A 16,343-nucleotide genomic window follows, 5' to 3' on the forward strand; every position below is an offset into this window, starting at 1 on the left:
GGAACTTCCCATGGTTCGTGTAGCCGACATCATCGGTGCGCTCCTGCGCGGCCTGACCACCGCGCGCATCCAGTCCGACGTCTTCTCCAGCCAAGCCAGCCAGCAGTACCTCGACGATCAAAACCTGCGCAGCTACCCGGTCCCTCGTGCCGAGATCCGGCAGGCCGACGTGACCATGCGCGTGGCGGTCCAGGACACCGTGCAGCGCAACATCGACGACGACAGCATCGTGGAGCTGAGCCTGATCGAGGCGCTCGCCAGCTACCTCCACACGCTGCTGGCGATCTCGGTCCCGGCGGCATCCGACGCCACGCTCGTCCAGCCGCTGTCACAGCACCTCGCCGATCAAGGGGATGCGTTCACCGAGCAGGTCACCGAGACCCTGGCCAGCTACATCTCCGCCAATCTGGACCCGGTCAAGACCGAGCTGCTCGAGAGTCCCAAGAGCTTCGGCTCCAAGACCTGGAGGAATCAGACCATCGCCGCCATGGAGGCCGCCGCGGTCGCGCTCGCAGCCGACGTCGATCTCGGCGGTTCTCAGTTCCCCAAGGGAGTCCAAGCGGCGGCAACGGCGTTCGCCGACGCAATGCACCTGCAGGTCCAGCTCGAGCTCGACCTGGCGCTCGCTGCCTTCTTCGACCTCGATCTCGCGGTCAAGAAGGACCAGATCATCACCCTGCCCGAGCACGTGATGTCGGAGATCAAGCTCCAGGTCACCATGGACAACTACGAGTGGACCTCGGTGAAGAACGCCCAGGGCGTGGTGACCCATCGCCTGACCCAGAAATAGGAGCAGCACGACCATGGCCAACGGAGTCCAAGACCTCAAGTCGATCCCGCTCCAGGACATCCTCGGAGCCCCCATCAGCGCGCTGGTCCAGGCCGAGGCCCAGGCCTCCCGAACCGCGCTGCAGTTCATCGAAGAGGTGGGGTTCATCCGCCCCGCCGATGCTCCGCCCGACGTCAGCGCGCTCGACGTGGGCGAGCTGCGGATGGTCGAGTTCGGCTACACCAAGCTCGATGCCGACGGCAATCCCGCCCACTTCATCGCTCGCATCCCGCTGCTGGCGCTGTTCAACATTCCGGGCATGCGGGTCAAGCTGGCCACGCTGAGCTTCACCGCCAAGATCACCGACGTGTTCACCGAGACCACCTCGCAGACCACCGAGGGCGAGGTGGGCGGCGAGACGCCCGAGGGCGAGGGTTCGTTCCTCACGCGGCCGCAGCTCGGCTTTCGAGGCAGCCTGGTCTCGTCCTCGGGATCGCAGAACACCACCACCAGCAGCTACGATCTCAACATCAAGGTCGAGCTCGAGCAGACGCCGATCTCGCCGGGCATGGCCAAGCTGCAGAGCATGCTCGACCTGGCCATCAGCGACTCGCAGGTGCTCACCGAGGGAGGCGAAGGTGGCGGCGCGTAGCGAACGACCCACCGAGCGCCGCTCGGACCGCAAGCCACGGCGCTCGGCGTACTCGGTGGAGAAGAGCCTCGAGGGCTCGCTCGACTCCGCCGCCCAGGGCCTGAGCAAGCTGCTCGAGTCGCTGCAGCGATCGGGCATGGTCGAGGGACTCTCGGGCTATCGCACGATGCAGGCGATCCTGATCCAGCAAAAGCTGTGGGCGGTGAGCAACGGACGCACGCGAGTGCTGCCCAAGTTCCGCGAGATCGCCCGCACGGCCGAGAAGCTCCACCAGGTGTTCTCGGGCTACGCCTCGGTGATGGACCGGCTGTCCAAGCTCGAGGCGATCGAGGCGCCACGACGAGGCACCCGCAAGGCGGCCGTGACCGACACGACCGCGCCCCCCTCGCCCGCTCCCCACCATGCGACGGCCGACGCGACGGCCGATGCGACGGCCGACTCGAACCCCGTCGACGACGTCGCCGAGAGTCCGACGCTGGGCACCGATCGCTCGAGCCAGCCGTGACCTACCGGGTGGGCGCTGGGCCACGCCGACGTCGGCGGAGGCCCAGCAGCCCCAGGATGGCCAGCACGCCCCCGGCGAGCCCCTCGGGCAGGCCCTCGCCGGGCTCGCTTCGGCACGCGCAGCCTCGGCGAGGATCATACGCATGCACCTGCCCGTGGGTCGGGTCGAGTGCGACGTCCATCCCGCGCCCCGAGAGCGCCTCGGCACAGTCGGTCACGTCGTCGCCGGCCGCGACCAGCTGGCCATCGCAGAACAGCGCCCCTTGCTGCGTGCAGGCGGCCTCGCAGACCGTGTGCTGCTCGGTCTCGCAGTCGAGCCACGTCTCGCTCTGGCAGCTCTGCTGGCACTCCATGTTGGCCGCGGCGATGCACGAGCCACCGCAGCACTCGATGCAGTGGGTGATGCAGTCGGCATCCTCGGGCAGCATCGAGCACTGGTGATCGCACTCGCCGTCGCAGGTCGCCTCGCAGGAGGCACGGCACTGGATCGTGTCCTCCGCCTGGTCGCAGAGGGCGGTGCACGCATCGGTGCACTCGGGAAAGCAGTTGTCGTGGCACACGATCTGGACCCCCGCCGCGCACCGCTCGTCGCACTCGTCGATGCAGGCCTGGGTGCACACGGGATCGGGCGGCCCCGTGCAGACGTCGCGACATTGCTGGTACTGGTGGGTGGAGCAGCTGCGCACATAGGCCTCGGGGCGGCAGTGCTCGCTGCACCCGTCGCCCGCTTGCACCGTGCAATCCGCGTCGGGCTCGATGCGGGCGTTGCTGCACTCGAGCGTTCCCCCGTCGGCCGAGGTCGGAACCAGCAGCGCGACCCATCCGAGCGCGAACCCGAGCCCAAGACGCGTGCTCCACCCGACCATCGCCCGATCATGTCAGATCGTCATGCGGCTGGGAACGACGAACCCGCCCTCGCCGAGCGCGAGTGGATCGAAGGGGCCATCGGTCCGAGCGATGGGCGGCAACCCCGCTCGGCGCCACGTGGGAAGCCGCCAGGCGGTGCAGACGGCGGCCCTACCCTACTTTTTGTTGCAGGGCTTCATCGTGTTGGCGATCGCCCGCTTGGCGTGCTCGGTGGGGCCGACCTCGTCGAGCGCCTTCTTGGTGGCCTTGGCCTCCTTGCAGCGCTTGGCCAGCACCAGGGTGCCGATCTTCTGCACCAGCGCCGTCTGCATGTCGGGCTCCAGGGCCAGCGCCTGGTCGAGCTTGGCCAGCGCGCCATCGAGATCGCCGAGCTTGCCCAGTGCCGTACCCCAGGCCAGGAACACCGCGGGATCCTCGGGCCGTCGGCTCGCGATGGCCTCGAGCTCGGCGATCGCCTGCTGCTCCTTGCCGATCCGCATGTACGCCCGCGCCAGGCCCAGGCGGGCGTCGTCGTCGTCGGGGCGCAGGGCCAGCGCGGCCTCGAACGCCGCGGCGGCCTCCTCGGAGCGGCGCGCTCGCTCGAGCATCCAGCCGTGGGTCGACTGCACCTGCGCGTCGTCCTTGGCGGTGGCGGCCGCCGTGCCCACGATCTCGATCGCCTCGGACAGCTGCCCCTGCAGCGCGAGCATGCGGCCGAGCTCGACCGCCACGTCGGGATCCTGCGGATCGAGGCGATTGGCGTTGCGCAGCGCCCCCATGGCCTCGTCCTTGCGGTCGAGCGCGAGCAGGGCGAGCGCGAGGTTGTAGTGGGCGTCCTTGAAGTCGGGATCGATCTCCAGGATCTCCGCGTAGGCCGCCACCGCCTCCTCGTGGTTGCCGGCCTCGAGCTCGAACGCCGCCAGGCCGTGACGGGCCGCGACGAACTCGGGCCGCAGCGAGACCGCTTGCTCCCACGACGCGGTTGCGCCCGCGGTGTCGCCCTGCGCTTGCTGAGCCACGCCCTTGGAGAACCACAGCTCGGGATCGTCGGGCTTGGACTTCAGGGCGTCCTCGATCACGGCCTGCGCCTTGGCCGGCTCGTTCTGCCGCAGCAGCTGCTGCGCATGCTCGATCGGATCGGCCGGACCAACGGGCTCGTCGGGCTGCTCGGTGGGTCCCGAGGGCTTGGGGCAACCCAGGGCGAGGGTGACGAGCAACAACGAGAGCAGGCGGACGGGGATCACGAGCGGCATCGTAGCAGCACGGCGCGGGGCCGGGCCGATGACCATCGTCTTCCCGCTCAGTCCGGGATCGGCGGCACTGCCACCCACGAGTACCACCGGCCCTGGGTGTCGGTGCACGTCACGTCGTGGCGCAGCTCGGCGCGCTCGACCAGGAGGACGTAGGGCGACAGCTGGTCGGCTCCATGCTCGTAGACGTCGACCGTCTCGCCCGCGAGTTCGAAGCGCAGGGCCTGGCGCTGGATCCGAAAGCACGGCGGCACGAAGCCGCCCTCGTAGGGTGGCTCCACCTCGCACACGTCGGGCAGAAGGCCGATCGACAGCGGCGCGAAGAAGTCGGACGGCACTTGCTCGAAATCGGGGGGCCAGGGGGTCGAGGCTCCCGCGAGCACCAGCGACCCGTCGGCACGGCGCAGGGTGACGAGCTGGTCCTCGGCCCCCCACGTCTGCGCGCTGTGGATCACGGTGACCACGAATTCGCCCCGGGAATCGAACCAGATCCCCACCGACGAGCCGATCGCGAGCACGTGGTCGCCGTCCTCGCAGGCCAGCGCGAGGGTCAGCAGAGCCTCACCCTCCAGCCAGTCGTCGATGATGCAGGTGTAGGCATAGGGGTTGGCCAGGGGCTCGGGCGGCAGGGCCCCGGCGTCGAAGAGGACCGACGACACGACGCCCATCATCGGTTGCGGATCGCAGACCGAAGGAGGCTCGCCGGTCGAGGTGTCATCGGCGGAGGCGGTGTCATCGGTGGTGCCGGTCGTGGTGGAGGAGACGGCCGTGGTCGAGGTGGGCCCGTTGGTGGTCTCCATGGTCGACATGCCCGACGTGCCCGACGTGGTCGAGCCTTCGCCCGAGCCGCTCCCGGGGCCCGCATCCTCGCCCGCGACCGGACCACAAGCGCACGCGAGGACGAAGACGAGCGAGCGGGCTTGGATGCGCGCGCAGATCATTGGACGGGATGGTACCCGCAACACGCAGCTCGAGCGATCGGGGGCTCACGCGCCGGAGCACACGCCAACGTGCTCGTAGCCGACCGGTGCCCCGACCGGGAACCATGGCTCGCAGCTCTGCCCGGCGGTGCAGGCGAGCTCGGGATCGGGCGCGAGCAGATCGCAGAAGGCCGAGCAGCAGCTCGCACCCGCGCAGCCCGGGACCATCGCCGCGTCGACGCAGGAGGATCCGGCCACGCACTCGCCCGGCTGCTCGCATGGCTCGCCGAGCTCGGACGCGCTCCCGGGCCACGGCAGGCACTCGAACTGCCCGCGGCCCGCATCGCAGCGGCCCATCGCGCAATCGGGCACCACGGGATCGCAGCTCTCCACGCACACGGGGACCGCACCGCCAAACAACCACGCGCACGCGGCCTCGCCCTCGCAGCTGGGCTCGACGTCGCCCTGCGCCGAGCACAGCGCCCAGCACATGCCCTCGGTCGGTGCGACCTCGCCAGGTACACAGAACAGGCCCACGTCGCAGGTGTCGTAGCCCGACCACTCGGGGCCGGTGACCTCGCACGGCGCCCCCAGGCCTGCGGGCTGGCGGACCACGGGCACGCACCAGGCCGTGTCCCAGGTAGGCTGTCCAGTCTCGGACCACGGCGCACAGCGATCGCCCTCCGGGCAGTCCTGCAACGTGGGATCGCAGTAGGGCGGCGTGCCGATGCATCGCACCGCACTGTCGCCGGGCGGCGCCGCCCCGCAGTCCCAGCCGAAGGGGCCGTCATCGAGGACGTCATCGGAACCATCGGCGGTGGTGATGGTGGCGTCACCGGTCGATGGCGGCTGGCCACTGGTTCCGGTGCTGGTGGCGCTCGTGGTGGCGCTCATCGCGGTCGAGTCCCCCGAGTCCGACCCCATCGAGGTCTCGCTCTGGCTCGGGCCGAGGGTCGGGCCGCAGCCCCATGCCATGCATGTCCCGATGGCGGCCCACGCCAGGGCCCGGCGAGCCCGTCGATCACGTCCACGACACCAATGACGCATGGATCGATGGTCTCACAGGGGGCGGAGCAGCGTCATCCAGCGGACGAAGGCGCCATGGCGCCGCTTCGCTTGCAGATCGACGAGGCCCTCAGGCTGCTCGACAAGCGCTTCGGTCCACTCTCCAAGGCAACGCGAACGCAGGTCGAGGCCGCCACCGCCGATCAGCTCGACACGTGGGCCGAGCGGGTGCTCGGCGAGGCATCCCTCGACGATGTGCTGGCCCCGTAGGCCCAACGGCTGACGGCGACACAGCGACCCGTCGCCCTCAACTCAGGTACCGCTCGAGCCGCTCCCGCAGCCGTCGCTGCGCGGCCTCGTCGAGCGGCGCCACGTAGAACACGTCGCTTGCCCGATCCGCCTCGGTGTCGCACCGTGCCAGCAGGATCTCGTGCCCTTCCTCGTGGAACGCCCGCGTGATCCTCCGCAGGACCCCGGGTGCCTCCTGCGTCTGCACGTCGACCACCGTACGCTCGCCCGCCGGATCGCGATCGAACCCGATCTGCGTGGGCACCCGAATGCCGCTGTCCCATGGTCGCCGCGGCCGAAGCCTGGGGGGCTCACCGTGCGGGGCCCACTCCTGCTCGAGCGCATGCTCCATCGATGCCAACGTCTCCGGATCGATGCCCACCGCCGCCGCATCGCGCGGCCCCACCCGGAACACATCGATCGCCACGCGCGGCTCGGTGGGCTGGGTGAACACGTCGGCCGCGAGGACCTCCACGTCGTGATCGTCGAACACCGACGCAGCGTGGGCCAGAAGACCCGGCCGATCGAGCGCCACCATGGTCAGCCGTAGGCTCCCCGCCGCCGCCTGCAGCTCGAGGATCGCCCGCCGTTGCTCGGCCCGCAGCCGCTCGGCCAGCGCATAGTGCTCCTGCCGCAGCTGTCGCTCGTAGAGGCTGTAGTACCGGTCGGGCATCCCCTCGGGCTCGTCGGGCCGGGCCACCCGGGCCGCGGCCAGCCGGTGCCCACGCCGCAGATAGCCCAGGGTCAGCAGATACAGCTCGTCGAGCAGCGTGCGCTTCCACGAGTTCAGGTTGCCCGGCCGCACGCACGCCATGTCGACCAGCGACAGGAGGTACAGCTCGGTGAGCGCCCGTCGATCCCCGATCCGCTCGGCGAGCTCGGTGATGAGCAGCGGATCGCTGAGGTCCCGCTTCTGGCTGAGCAGCGGCATGGTGAGGTGCTCGGCCACCAGCATCGCGCAACGATCGACCTCGGGCGGAGCCAGCCCCGCGCGCTCGGCCACGCGCCGGGCGATCACCGAGCCGGTCTCGCACTGATCCCCGTCCTCGGCCTTGCCCGCGTCGTGCACCAGGGTGGCCAGATAGAGCACCGTGGGATCGTCCAGCGACAGGTGCAACGCAGTGGCCAGCGGGTAGTCCTTGTTGTGCTCGCCGCGGGCGATCCGCTTGAGCATGGCCACCGCCTCCAGGGTGTGCTGATCCACCGTGTACACGTGGTAGGTGTCGTGCTGCATGCGTCCGCGGATCGGCCCCCACTCGGGGATCACCCGCTCGAGCAGCCGCAGCTCGTTGCCCAGCCCCAGCGTCGACGGTGCACCCACGTCGTCCGGATCGACGAGCAGCGCGAGCAACCGCCGCTGCGCCTCGGGCTCGTCGTGGAGCCTTCGCGCCCGCAGGGTGCCGGCGGCCTCGGCGATCGCATCGAAGGTCTCCCCCGACAGCTCCACGTCGTGGGCACGCCGAAGCGCGAGGGCTTCGAACGCGAGCACGGGCGACTCCTCGAAGATGTCGGGCTCGGTGGTCACGAGCTTGCCGCCGCGAAGGGCAAAGCGCTCGTCGAGCCGCCGAAGCACGGGCAGCGGGTCGGGCGGCGCGGGCTGGCAGCGCGCGCGTACCCGACCGCCGTAGCGCAGCATGTCGTGGGCCGCCCGAAAGTAGCCCTGCATGGCCTCCTCGATCGCGGTCACGAGCCGCGCGTCATCGACGGACCCAGCCCCAGCCGGGTCCGATCCCGAGTGCGATGCCAGTTCCGATCCCAGATTCGATCCCAGATTCGATCCCAGATTCGATCCCAGATTCGATCCCAGATCCGATCCCAGATCCGATCCCGGATCGGGCAACAGGCCCAGAAGCGGCGGGATCAGCTCCTGATACTGGAACACCAGCCGGTCCTGCCCGCGCTTGGCCGCCAGCTGCAAGGCCGCCCGCAGCCGCAAGAGCGTGCCCCGGGCCGAGGCGAGCAGCGCCACCGCCCGTGGGCCCACGTGCCCGGCTGCTTGCAGGACGCCCAGATCATCGGTGCCGTGGGTCGCGGCCAGACACCAGCGCGTGGCCGCCCAGTCGCGCAACCCACCGGGGCCGTGCTTGAGGTCGGGCTGCACCAGGTACACCGTGCCGCCGTAGCGCCCGTGCCGCTCGCGGCACTCGTCCTCGATCCGCCGCAGGAACGCCGCCCGAGCCTCGCCGAAGTAGCGACGGGCGGCCGCCGCTCGCAGTGCTCCCGCTGGCGCCGGATCGCCCGCCACCACGCGCGCATCGAGCAGCTCGGTGCACAGCGTCAAGTCGTCGACCGCTCCGGCCAGCCACGCCTCGGGCGTGTGCACCAGCAGGTTCGGCCGCAGCCCGGCATCCCACAGCGGATGCGCGACCCGCCGCGCCAGCTCGTCGATCACCTCGGCCGGATCGTCCTCGTGCTCGGTCAGCAGCACCAGATCGAGATCGCTGTGCGGCCCCAGCTCGCGCCGCGCCAGCGCCCCCACGCACAGCAGCGCCAGCCGGCCGGCCCTGGGCGCCGCGTCGGCGAGCGCCGGCATGGCCAGCTGCGCCACCGTGCGCTCCACCTGCGCCGAGAGCTCGGCCAGCAGCACCGCCCCATCGGGCTCCTGCGGCAACCGGGCGCGGAGCCGCTCGCGGGCCTCGTGCAGCGCTTGGCGGGCCTGAGTGGCATCGATCATCGCCGGCAGGATGGCCACGGCGGGGCACCGCTGGCAAGTCCTCGGGGCCGCCGCTCAGAGCCCGTCGCCGGTGACGACGCGCGAGGCGGGCTCGTCCCCCTTCCACTGCAGCATCTCGAGGTACCACCCTTCGTGATAGGCGTCCTCGTAGAACACCTCGTCGAAGCCATCGCCGTCGACGTCGAGCAGGCCCAGCAGCGCCACGGTGCCCGTGCCCAGCACGCTGGCGAGCGCAAACGCCTCGATGCCGCCGTCGGCCCTCGCAAACAGCATGCCCGAGAGCACGCCGAACTCGTCCTCGTCCGAGGGCGTGGTCTGGACGAAGATCACGTGCGTACGACCCCCGGGAAAGCGCCCCGGGAACACCCTGATGTCGGCCTCGCCGATGCGAACGGATCGGACCAGCTCGCGAAACTCCGCGGTCTCCTCCGCGAGCTCGCGGTCGATCGCGGACCCGATGGCCGCGACCACGCGCTCGAGCGCAGCGCCCCCCAGCTCGGCCGGCTTCATCGCCTTGGGCACCACCAGCGCGATCGAAGGATCGAGGTGGCCACGCAGGGCCACGCGCGGGCCCTTGGCCTTGCGAGGCGCCTTGCCCAGGCGCACGTACAGGTGCAGGTCGCCCGAGCCCCCCATCACCACCGCCTCGAAGCCCTTGGCGAGCACGTGCTCCGATCCGGTGGTCGAGACGAGCGTCCACGGGTCTCCCACGGCAAAGCCCACGGGCAGCGCGGGATCCTTGGCCTTCAGCACGACCGGGGCGCCATACGAGTCGCCCTCACCACCGCCGCCCTCGTACCCCTCGTACCCCTCGTCTTCCTCGCCGCCCCCGCCCTCTTCGCCGCCCCCGCCTTCGACGGCCCCGAGGCGCGTCTCGAGTCGGCCGACGTCCACTCCGGCGAAGTCGACGATGTCCACCGCCCACTGCCCACGCTCGACCAGCGCCGCGAACACCACTGCGGGTCGCGTGCGATCGTCGACCGCGGGGAGCTCCACACGCGGCGAAGGCAGAGCGGACGCGGCCTCGGGTGGACTCGGCGGAGCCTCGACGGGGGCGGGCTCGGGCCCCGCCACTGGCTCGGGCACGGGAACGGGCTCGGCCGCCGGTGCGGGCTCGGCCGCCGGTGCGGACTCGACCACCGAGGCCGGGGCCGGCGGCGCATCGCCCTGACGAGTCTCGGCGCTCGTGCAGGAAGGACCGCACAGCACGGCGGTCAGGAGCCCCATCGTCACCGGTGAGCGGTTCATGAGGATCCTACGTACACCCGCCGCCCTCGTGTTCCAAGCCTCCAGGAGACGACCGACCTCAACCCGCCGGAGGTGGCGGCAACACTTCGGCCGCCAAGCGGAACACCATGAAGTCGTGCATGGGGTTGCCGCCCCCACCCGGGTAGATGAAGGGCGATTGCGCCGGCCACATGATGTCGTCGGGATCCCAGTTGAACCACATCCAGCGCGCCTCTGGATCGACCAGCGTCTGGCAGACCAGCGGAAACTCGTTGCCCGGCTGCGGACCGCCGGCATAGGGGGTCTCGTTGGTCTCGCCCACCGCGAGCGCCCCGATCGAGGTACCCACCGCATCCACCCAGCCTCCGCTGGTGGTGGTGGGATCGGTCATCCCCGCGTTGCACAGCGCGATCTGCTCGTTGACCACCATCAGCGAGGGCGTGGGATCGCCCGAGTTGTAGTCGACCCCGGTTGCGCAGACCTCCCAGCCCTCGTCGCCGGTGTAGAGCACGTCGCCGTCCATGCCTCCCGTGTCGCTCAATCGGCGAAACTGGCCGATCACCCCCTGCGTGGTCGCCTGATCCGCATACGACACGATGTAGAGGTACTCGGCCACGTCCTCCGCCGGCACGAGGTACTGCTCGGGCCCGGTGGCGCAGCTGAAGATCTCCGCGGCCAGGGTCGCCGCCACGCCGCCGAAGTAGTTGAGCATCTCGTCCTCGGTGCCATAGCCGAACGCATAGGCGTTGTCGGCCGTCAGCACCGCGTCGATGTCGGTGGGGACGATGGAGTTGCCCGGGCTGTCGGGGATGCGGCCGAGATCGAAGATCGGCCCCGGCCCGTCCGATCCGACCGTGGTCGAGTCGACCGCGGAGGTGCTCGTGGGGCCCGGCCCGGTGCTCGCGACGTCACCGGTCGAGGTGCTCGGGTCGACGGTGGTCGGACTCGTGGACGCACTCGAGCCGGTCGAGGCGCTCGTGGTGCTCGAGGTGGTGGCATCACCACCCGGATCCTCGGAACCACAGGCGGCCGGGACCAACGAGGATACGAGCATCAATCCCCAGGCAGATCGTCTTCGCGTGCGCATGCCCCCCATCATCGCGCACCCCCCTGGAGGGATCGAGCTAGAACAGCCCGTGCAGCGGTCCTCCCGGTCCCGCGAGCGCCTCCACCCGCCGCGTGACCTCCGGGTCCTCCTCGAGTGCGGGCGCATGGTGGGCCTTGCTGCGCGCATCCACGATCACCGCGCCGTGGCACCCCCAGTGCTTGTGTTCCACGAACGCCCCCACCCCGTGCACATCGTGCGCGGGATTGCTGCGCGTGAACGTGACCCACAAGAAGTTGGCCAGCGATCGCGCGACCATGTCGGCATCGTCGCAGAGCACCACCAAGGGCCAGCGGGTGTCGAGCCCATGCAGCGCGCTTCCCTCGAGCGCCGCACCCAGCCCGGCCGCCACGGCCTCTCCGCTCCCATCCCATTCGGGCCCCTGCACCGCCAACACCCCCGGCATCACCAGCCTCACCGGACCAAAGCCCTCGGGCAGCGGCAGGTCGGCCGGAGTCTCCGTCCCCAGCTCGCGCACGATCTCTCCCGCCGCTGCGATCACCAGCTTCGACCCCGCGTTGAGCCCGGTACCCGAGTAGTCGAGCGTGTCGATGGTCGTGCGCGTGTGGAAGTGCAGGTCGCGACGGGGATCGAAGCGCCGCAGCACGTGCCGCAGGAATGCGGCCTCGTCGTGAAGCGCGAGCGCGGGCTCGTCCTCGTGCGCGGCGATCACCAGGTACTTGGCCAGCGACGCCTGGTTGAACCCGAGGATCGCGTTGGCCAGCGTCAACAGCTCCTGCGGCTGCCGCGGCCGATACGGCACGTAGCGCTCGCTGCCCAGGGCCAGCATCAGCGGATGGACCCCCGCGGCATCGACCGCGTGCATGGCAACCAGGCCCGGAATCTCCACCGGGACCATCGGCGCGGTCAGCTCGTGGATCAGCGCCCCAAAGGTGGTGTCCTCCTGCGGCGGGCGTCCCACCACCGTGAACGGCCAGATCGCCCCTTCGCGGTGGTAGACCGCCTCGACCTCCATCACCGGAAAGTCGTGAACCAGGCTGTAGTAGCCCAGATGGTCGCCGAATGGCCCCTCCGGCTTGGTCCTCGTGGGATCGATCCTCCCCACCAAACAAAAGTCGGCATCGGTGGAGACCACGTGTCCGTCGACCTCGGCCCAGCGAAAGCGACGCCCGGCGAGCATGCCCGCCATGACCAGCTCGCTCATGCCCTCGGGCATGGGCATCACCGCCGCAAACGCATGCGCCGGCGGACCTCCCACGAACACGCTGACCCGCAGCGGCTCGCTCCGATCACGCGCCGCAGCGTGGTGGACCCCGATCCCACGATGGATCTGATAGTGCAGCCCGACCTCCACGTCGCGCTCGTAGTCGTTGCCCGCCAGCTGCACGCGGTACATGCCGAGGTTGGAGTCCATGATCCCGCGACCGCCGGGACGTCGCGTGAGCACCTGCGGCAGGGTGATGAACGGCCCGCCATCACGCGGCCACGAGACGATCCCGGGCAGCTGGGACACGGTGGTGCGATGGGCCAGCACCGGACCGCCGCTCACCCGCATGGGCAGCGAGCGCAGTCCGGTCAGCGGCGCGCTCAGATAGCGCCACGGTCGGCGCAGCGCCGCCACCGGATCGGCCCGCAGCTCGATCGCCTGCCGCACCCGCGCCAGCGTGTCGCGGAAGATGAAGCGCCCCCGCTCCATCGTGCCGTAAAGGTTGCTCACCGCGGGGAACGGGCTGCCGTGCACGCGCTCGAACAACACGGCCGGGCCACCCGCCGCATAGAGCCGCCGCTGGATCGCCGCCAGCTCGAGGTGGGGATCGACGGGCTGTGCGACGCGGACGAGGTGACGGTGTCGCTCGAGATCATCGATGCACTGGCGAAGGCTGCGGTAGGCCATGGGGTGGACGCCGACAACGCATAGCACGAGCCTCGGCGAGCGCTATACCCCGGTCGGTCCGTCCCTACCACACCACGGCGACGTCGTACTCGACGAAGGCGGCATCGGCGGTGACGATGGTCAAGCCACGTCGACGCGCCGTGGCGACGAGCATGCGATCGAACGGGTCCTTGTGCCCCCGACCCGCTTGGAGGGCACAGAGTTCGGTCACGTCAGCCGCCTCGATGGACAGGATTGCGTCGCGGTCCACCGCGGCGTCGAACCAAGCCTTCGGGGGGCATGGGAGCTCGAGACGTCCTCGATGGACCTTGAGCACGACCTCCCAGTAGGACACCACGCTGACGAAGACCTCGTGGGTCTCGTCGTCGAGTAGTTGCCGTGCCCTGGCGGACAGCCGCTCGACGTCATCCACGAGCCACAGCAGGGCACAGGTGTCCAGCAACAAACGCATCAGTAGTCTTCGAACTCGGGAAGCGGCTCATCGAAATCGTCGTGGACTCGGATCCCGCGCGGACCGCCTCCCGGACGGCGGCGCCAACGTGAAACCGCAGGCCCGGTGTAGGGTCGCGGCTCCGTGCGCTCTTGGGCCCGGCCGAGCCGTTGGCGTTGGTAATCCCGTTCGGCCACGGCAATCGCCAGGGTGGCTTCGGCCTCGGCGAGTTCTCTCCTCAAGGAAGCGATCCGCTCCTCGAGCATCGCGATGCGGTCTTGGTACCCGCCAGGATCCTCTCGAGCTTCCGAGAGCCCGAGCCGCACAGCCTCACCGCGAGGATCATCCGACGTCGGGGGTCGTCCGTACTTGCCACCACTCATGGCGTGGTCACCGTACACCATCCAGGGTGACCACGCATTGGGTCACGGTGGTGCCCGCAGGTTCACCTTGGCCCCGCCCGAGAATGGCTGCACCGACCCCAGCGTCCAGCCGGGATCGAGCTGGATGGTGATCTGCACCGTGTCCTGCCCCTGACGCACCCCGGTGACCTCGGCGCCTTCGACCCGTGGGCGCGCTGCGAGCACCGCCCCGCCCGCCTTGGCCGACTCGATCACCAGCCGCACCAGACCGCTCGCAGGCTGGTTGGCCACGCCCACCACCAGCGACGACGGTGCGGCGATGGTGAGCACCGCCCCCTTGGCGGTGGACCGCAACGCGAGCTTCCCGAGCGATGCGGCCCCCCGCGACGGCGAGGGTTGCGTCGGCGTGGGTCGTGCCCTGCTCCCGTCCTTGGCGTCATCGTTGCCACCGCCCTCGACGCGCGGCAGCGGCTCGGGCACGCGGCCCGGGTCCGAGGGGGGCAAGAGCGGCGGCGGCTGTTCCATCGCCCCCGCATCGCCTCCGCTCGCCGGCCCCGCGGGCGGCTCGGCCATCGCCAGCAGGATCCTCTGCGCCCGGGCGTGGGCGGGATCCGAGGACTGCAGCACCTGCTCCTGCAGATCGTCGGGCAACGCGCCGTCGCGAATGCCCCGACGCGCTCGATCGAGCAGCGGGTCGCCCGATGGCGTGGCCTCGGCGTCCCGCTCGATCACCACCGGCACGACCGCGGCGGTGTTCGGGACGGCCTCCACGTCGTCGCCGCAGCCGCCTCCGAGCCACAGTACCGCCAACGAGAGCCCCTCGATTGCTCGCCCACGCACGATCACGGATGGCGCCTACTGTACCAGGACGAAGCGGAAGATCAGACTCGAACCATCGCTCGGGCGCAGCTCCACCGGCACCATCAAGGGGCCGTGGCCCTGGCGCAGCAGCTCGCGAAGCTGGACCAGCTCGCCTCCGAGGTCGTCCGCCGATGTGACCGAGCGTCCCATCACCCGGGCGACCTGCATCCCCACCACGGCGCGGCCCAGCTCCATGAACGGCGATCCCGGAGGCAGGGAGGCGACCTCGAGCGAGCCCGGGCGCAGCCCCAACCCCAGCAGTTCCTCGGCGTCGATGTCCACCTGCCGATCGGAGGGGGCAGCGCCCACCTCCACCTCGACCTGCTGCACGGCCTGCCCGCGCACCAGGGTGAGGGCCAGCCGCTCGCCGGGGAACAGCGAGCGCACGGCGGACACCAGGTGCAGGCCCAGCACGTCGCCGGCATCGGACTCCACGGCCAGTCCATCCAGCCGCTTGCCGCGGATCTCCACCACGCGATCGCCAGTCCGCAGCCCCGCCCGTGCGGCCGGGCCGTCGTCGAACACCCGCAAGACCTCGAGCCACGCGGTGTAGCCCCCTGCCGCATCCTCCGGGCGTGCGGCCGAGCGTCCGCGGATCTCGATGCCGATCGCCCCCGAGCGCCGCGGCGCCTCGGGATCGCTGACCGCCCGCAAAAAGCCCCGCACGTGATCCACCGGCACCGCGAACGCGATGCCCAGCGCGTCCTTGCGACGCATGGTCACGATGCCCATCAGCGATCCCTCGAGATCGAACAGGGGTCCACCCGAGTTGCCCACGTTGATCGAAGCATCGAGCTGGATCAGCGGGAGGTTGCGCCCCTGGATCACCTCGGTGCGATCGAGCCCCGCCACGATCCCGCGTGAGACGCTGTGGTTCAGGCCGAACGGATTGCCGATGGCAAACACCTCCTGCCCCACCTCGAGCGAGGACGAGTCGCCCAGGGTCACCGCAGCAAAGCGCTCGCCCTCGGTGGGCGATTGCAGGCGCAGGATCGCCAGGTCCTCCTCGCGATCGGCCACCAGCACCGTGGCCGGCAGCTCGCGACCATTCTCGAAGCGTGCGATCACGGCCGGAGTGGGGGCGAGTCCCCGTGGATCCGGCCGAGCCACCAACGCATCGGCGATGACGTGGTAGTTGGTCACGACGATCCCCCGAGGATCGACGATGACCCCCGCACCCAAGGTGCCCGCGGTCCCCAGGTTGACCACCGCATCCCGGGTGGCCGCCACCGCTTCGACCAGCGTGGAAGCCGCGCTCTCGGGGGCCGTCGAGCTGGGGGCCGGCTCGACCAGCGGACGGGACGGCTCGGCCACATCGGCCAGCACCACGGGATCGTGGGGATGACGCACCCCCGCCTGCCATCCCATCATCACGGCCGCGGCCCCCAGGCTCACGCCCACCAGGCCCGTGCCGGCGGCGAGCCACAGCGGACTGGGGGGACGGGGCTCGGGACCAGGCGCCATCGATCGCCGATCCTACCAGGCCCTCCGGGGTCGGGCCCGTTCGCGAGCGATGAACCCGGCGAACCCCGGCGGCGCGCCCGTGAACTCGAGAATTCGGTTTGACAGTGCCCCCTGTGCGGAGTAGGAACCCA

General features: G+C 70.4%; 16 protein-coding genes. 4 read left to right on the forward strand and 12 right to left on the reverse strand.

Translation table 11 applies throughout. The features are described from left to right. Positions 1-10 precede the first annotated feature (10 nt). The 3 genes from OEB96_RS29040 to OEB96_RS29050 are packed head-to-tail and all read left to right on the forward strand — an operon-like array spanning position 11 to position 1,926. Positions 11-790, forward strand: a complete 780-nt coding sequence (locus OEB96_RS29040; protein ID WP_266220024.1) for a hypothetical protein — start codon at positions 11-13, stop codon at positions 788-790. 13 nt (positions 791-803) lie between these two features. Beyond that, the gene (locus OEB96_RS29045) at positions 804-1,421 is read left to right on the forward strand and encodes a DUF2589 domain-containing protein (protein WP_266220025.1); all 618 of its coding nucleotides are present in this window, start codon (positions 804-806) and stop codon (positions 1,419-1,421) included. Continuing rightward, entirely contained in the window at positions 1,408-1,926 is a 519-nt protein-coding gene (locus tag OEB96_RS29050) for a hypothetical protein (RefSeq protein WP_266220026.1), read from the forward strand. Before OEB96_RS29045 ends, OEB96_RS29050 begins: the two co-directional genes overlap by 14 nt. A 1-nt stretch (position 1,927) precedes the next feature. On the opposite strand, the gene OEB96_RS29055 is transcribed toward OEB96_RS29050, so the two are convergent. The 4 genes from OEB96_RS29055 to OEB96_RS29070 form a co-directional block, all read right to left on the reverse strand. Next, positions 1,928-2,791: an MYXO-CTERM sorting domain-containing protein gene (locus OEB96_RS29055; RefSeq protein ID WP_266220027.1), complete on the reverse strand. Its 864-nt coding sequence runs from the start codon at positions 2,789-2,791 to the stop codon at positions 1,928-1,930. A 156-nt stretch (positions 2,792-2,947) separates the two neighbouring features. After that, on the reverse strand, positions 2,948-4,015 hold the full coding sequence (locus OEB96_RS29060) for a tetratricopeptide repeat protein (protein WP_266220028.1): 1,068 nt from the start codon (positions 4,013-4,015) through the stop codon (positions 2,948-2,950). 56 nt (positions 4,016-4,071) lie between these two features. Continuing rightward, positions 4,072-4,962: a hypothetical protein gene (locus OEB96_RS29065; protein WP_266220029.1), complete on the reverse strand. Its 891-nt coding sequence runs from the start codon at positions 4,960-4,962 to the stop codon at positions 4,072-4,074. A 45-nt stretch (positions 4,963-5,007) separates the two neighbouring features. After that, complete coding sequence (locus OEB96_RS29070; protein ID WP_266220030.1) at positions 5,008-5,835, reverse strand: hypothetical protein; 828 nt, start codon at positions 5,833-5,835, stop codon at positions 5,008-5,010. 207 nt (positions 5,836-6,042) lie between these two features. Here OEB96_RS29070 and OEB96_RS29075 point away from each other — a divergent pair, with 207 nt between their 5' ends. Continuing rightward, entirely contained in the window at positions 6,043-6,216 is a 174-nt protein-coding gene (locus OEB96_RS29075) for a DUF4351 domain-containing protein (RefSeq protein WP_266220031.1), read from the forward strand. Positions 6,217-6,253: 37 nt separating this feature from the next. Here OEB96_RS29075 and OEB96_RS29080 read toward each other — a convergent pair whose 3' ends face one another. The 8 genes from OEB96_RS29080 to OEB96_RS29115 all read right to left on the reverse strand — a co-directional run bounded on the left by OEB96_RS29080 (position 6,254) and on the right by OEB96_RS29115 (position 16,212). Further along, complete coding sequence (locus tag OEB96_RS29080; protein WP_266220032.1) at positions 6,254-8,908, reverse strand: [protein-PII] uridylyltransferase family protein; 2,655 nt, start codon at positions 8,906-8,908, stop codon at positions 6,254-6,256. Positions 8,909-8,962: 54 nt separating this feature from the next. Then, positions 8,963-10,156 carry a hypothetical protein gene (locus OEB96_RS29085; RefSeq protein WP_266220033.1) on the reverse strand — a complete coding sequence of 398 codons (1,194 nt, stop codon included), beginning with the start codon at positions 10,154-10,156 and terminating at the stop codon, positions 8,963-8,965. Between the two features lie 58 nt (positions 10,157-10,214). Further along, positions 10,215-11,222 carry a hypothetical protein gene (locus OEB96_RS29090; RefSeq protein ID WP_266220034.1) on the reverse strand — a complete coding sequence of 336 codons (1,008 nt, stop codon included), beginning with the start codon at positions 11,220-11,222 and terminating at the stop codon, positions 10,215-10,217. Positions 11,223-11,259: 37 nt separating this feature from the next. Continuing rightward, positions 11,260-13,095 carry a UbiD family decarboxylase gene (locus OEB96_RS29095; RefSeq protein WP_266220035.1) on the reverse strand — a complete coding sequence of 612 codons (1,836 nt, stop codon included), beginning with the start codon at positions 13,093-13,095 and terminating at the stop codon, positions 11,260-11,262. 64 nt (positions 13,096-13,159) lie between these two features. Next, positions 13,160-13,546 (reverse strand): type II toxin-antitoxin system VapC family toxin, encoded by a 387-nt coding sequence (locus OEB96_RS29100; RefSeq protein ID WP_266220036.1) that lies wholly within the window; start codon positions 13,544-13,546, stop codon positions 13,160-13,162. After that, positions 13,546-13,791, reverse strand: a complete 246-nt coding sequence (locus OEB96_RS29105) for a hypothetical protein (protein WP_266220037.1) — start codon at positions 13,789-13,791, stop codon at positions 13,546-13,548. The genes OEB96_RS29100 and OEB96_RS29105 overlap by 1 nt, the downstream gene beginning before the upstream one ends. Positions 13,792-13,950: 159 nt before the next feature. Next, positions 13,951-14,733: a hypothetical protein gene (locus OEB96_RS29110; protein WP_266220038.1), complete on the reverse strand. Its 783-nt coding sequence runs from the start codon at positions 14,731-14,733 to the stop codon at positions 13,951-13,953. A 9-nt stretch (positions 14,734-14,742) separates the two neighbouring features. Then, positions 14,743-16,212: a S1C family serine protease gene (locus OEB96_RS29115; protein WP_266220039.1), complete on the reverse strand. Its 1,470-nt coding sequence runs from the start codon at positions 16,210-16,212 to the stop codon at positions 14,743-14,745. Between the last annotated feature and the right edge of the window lie 131 nt (positions 16,213-16,343).

This window comes from Paraliomyxa miuraensis (genome assembly GCF_026337845.1).
Lineage (GTDB): Bacteria > Myxococcota_A > Polyangia > Nannocystales > Nannocystaceae > Paraliomyxa > Paraliomyxa miuraensis.

Excerpts from the sequence above, each read along its gene's own strand:
- OEB96_RS29040 (WP_266220024.1), top strand. The coding sequence starts at position 11 with ATGGTTCGTGTAGCCGACATCATCGGTGCGCTCCTGCGCGGCCTGACC.
- OEB96_RS29045 (WP_266220025.1), top strand. The coding sequence starts at position 804 with ATGGCCAACGGAGTCCAAGACCTCAAGTCGATCCCGCTCCAGGACATC.
- OEB96_RS29055 (WP_266220027.1), bottom strand. The coding sequence starts at position 2,791 with ATGGTCGGGTGGAGCACGCGTCTTGGGCTCGGGTTCGCGCTCGGATGG.
- OEB96_RS29065 (WP_266220029.1), bottom strand. The coding sequence starts at position 4,962 with ATGATCTGCGCGCGCATCCAAGCCCGCTCGCTCGTCTTCGTCCTCGCG.
- OEB96_RS29070 (WP_266220030.1), bottom strand. The coding sequence starts at position 5,835 with ATGAGCGCCACCACGAGCGCCACCAGCACCGGAACCAGTGGCCAGCCG.
- OEB96_RS29075 (WP_266220031.1), top strand. The coding sequence starts at position 6,043 with ATGGCGCCGCTTCGCTTGCAGATCGACGAGGCCCTCAGGCTGCTCGAC.
- OEB96_RS29080 (WP_266220032.1), bottom strand. The coding sequence starts at position 8,908 with ATGATCGATGCCACTCAGGCCCGCCAAGCGCTGCACGAGGCCCGCGAG.
- OEB96_RS29085 (WP_266220033.1), bottom strand. The coding sequence starts at position 10,156 with ATGAACCGCTCACCGGTGACGATGGGGCTCCTGACCGCCGTGCTGTGC.
- OEB96_RS29090 (WP_266220034.1), bottom strand. The coding sequence starts at position 11,222 with ATGCGCACGCGAAGACGATCTGCCTGGGGATTGATGCTCGTATCCTCG.
- OEB96_RS29095 (WP_266220035.1), bottom strand. The coding sequence starts at position 13,095 with ATGGCCTACCGCAGCCTTCGCCAGTGCATCGATGATCTCGAGCGACAC.
- OEB96_RS29100 (WP_266220036.1), bottom strand. The coding sequence starts at position 13,546 with ATGCGTTTGTTGCTGGACACCTGTGCCCTGCTGTGGCTCGTGGATGAC.
- OEB96_RS29105 (WP_266220037.1), bottom strand. The coding sequence starts at position 13,791 with ATGCTCGAGGAGCGGATCGCTTCCTTGAGGAGAGAACTCGCCGAGGCC.
- OEB96_RS29115 (WP_266220039.1), bottom strand. The coding sequence starts at position 16,212 with ATGGCGCCTGGTCCCGAGCCCCGTCCCCCCAGTCCGCTGTGGCTCGCC.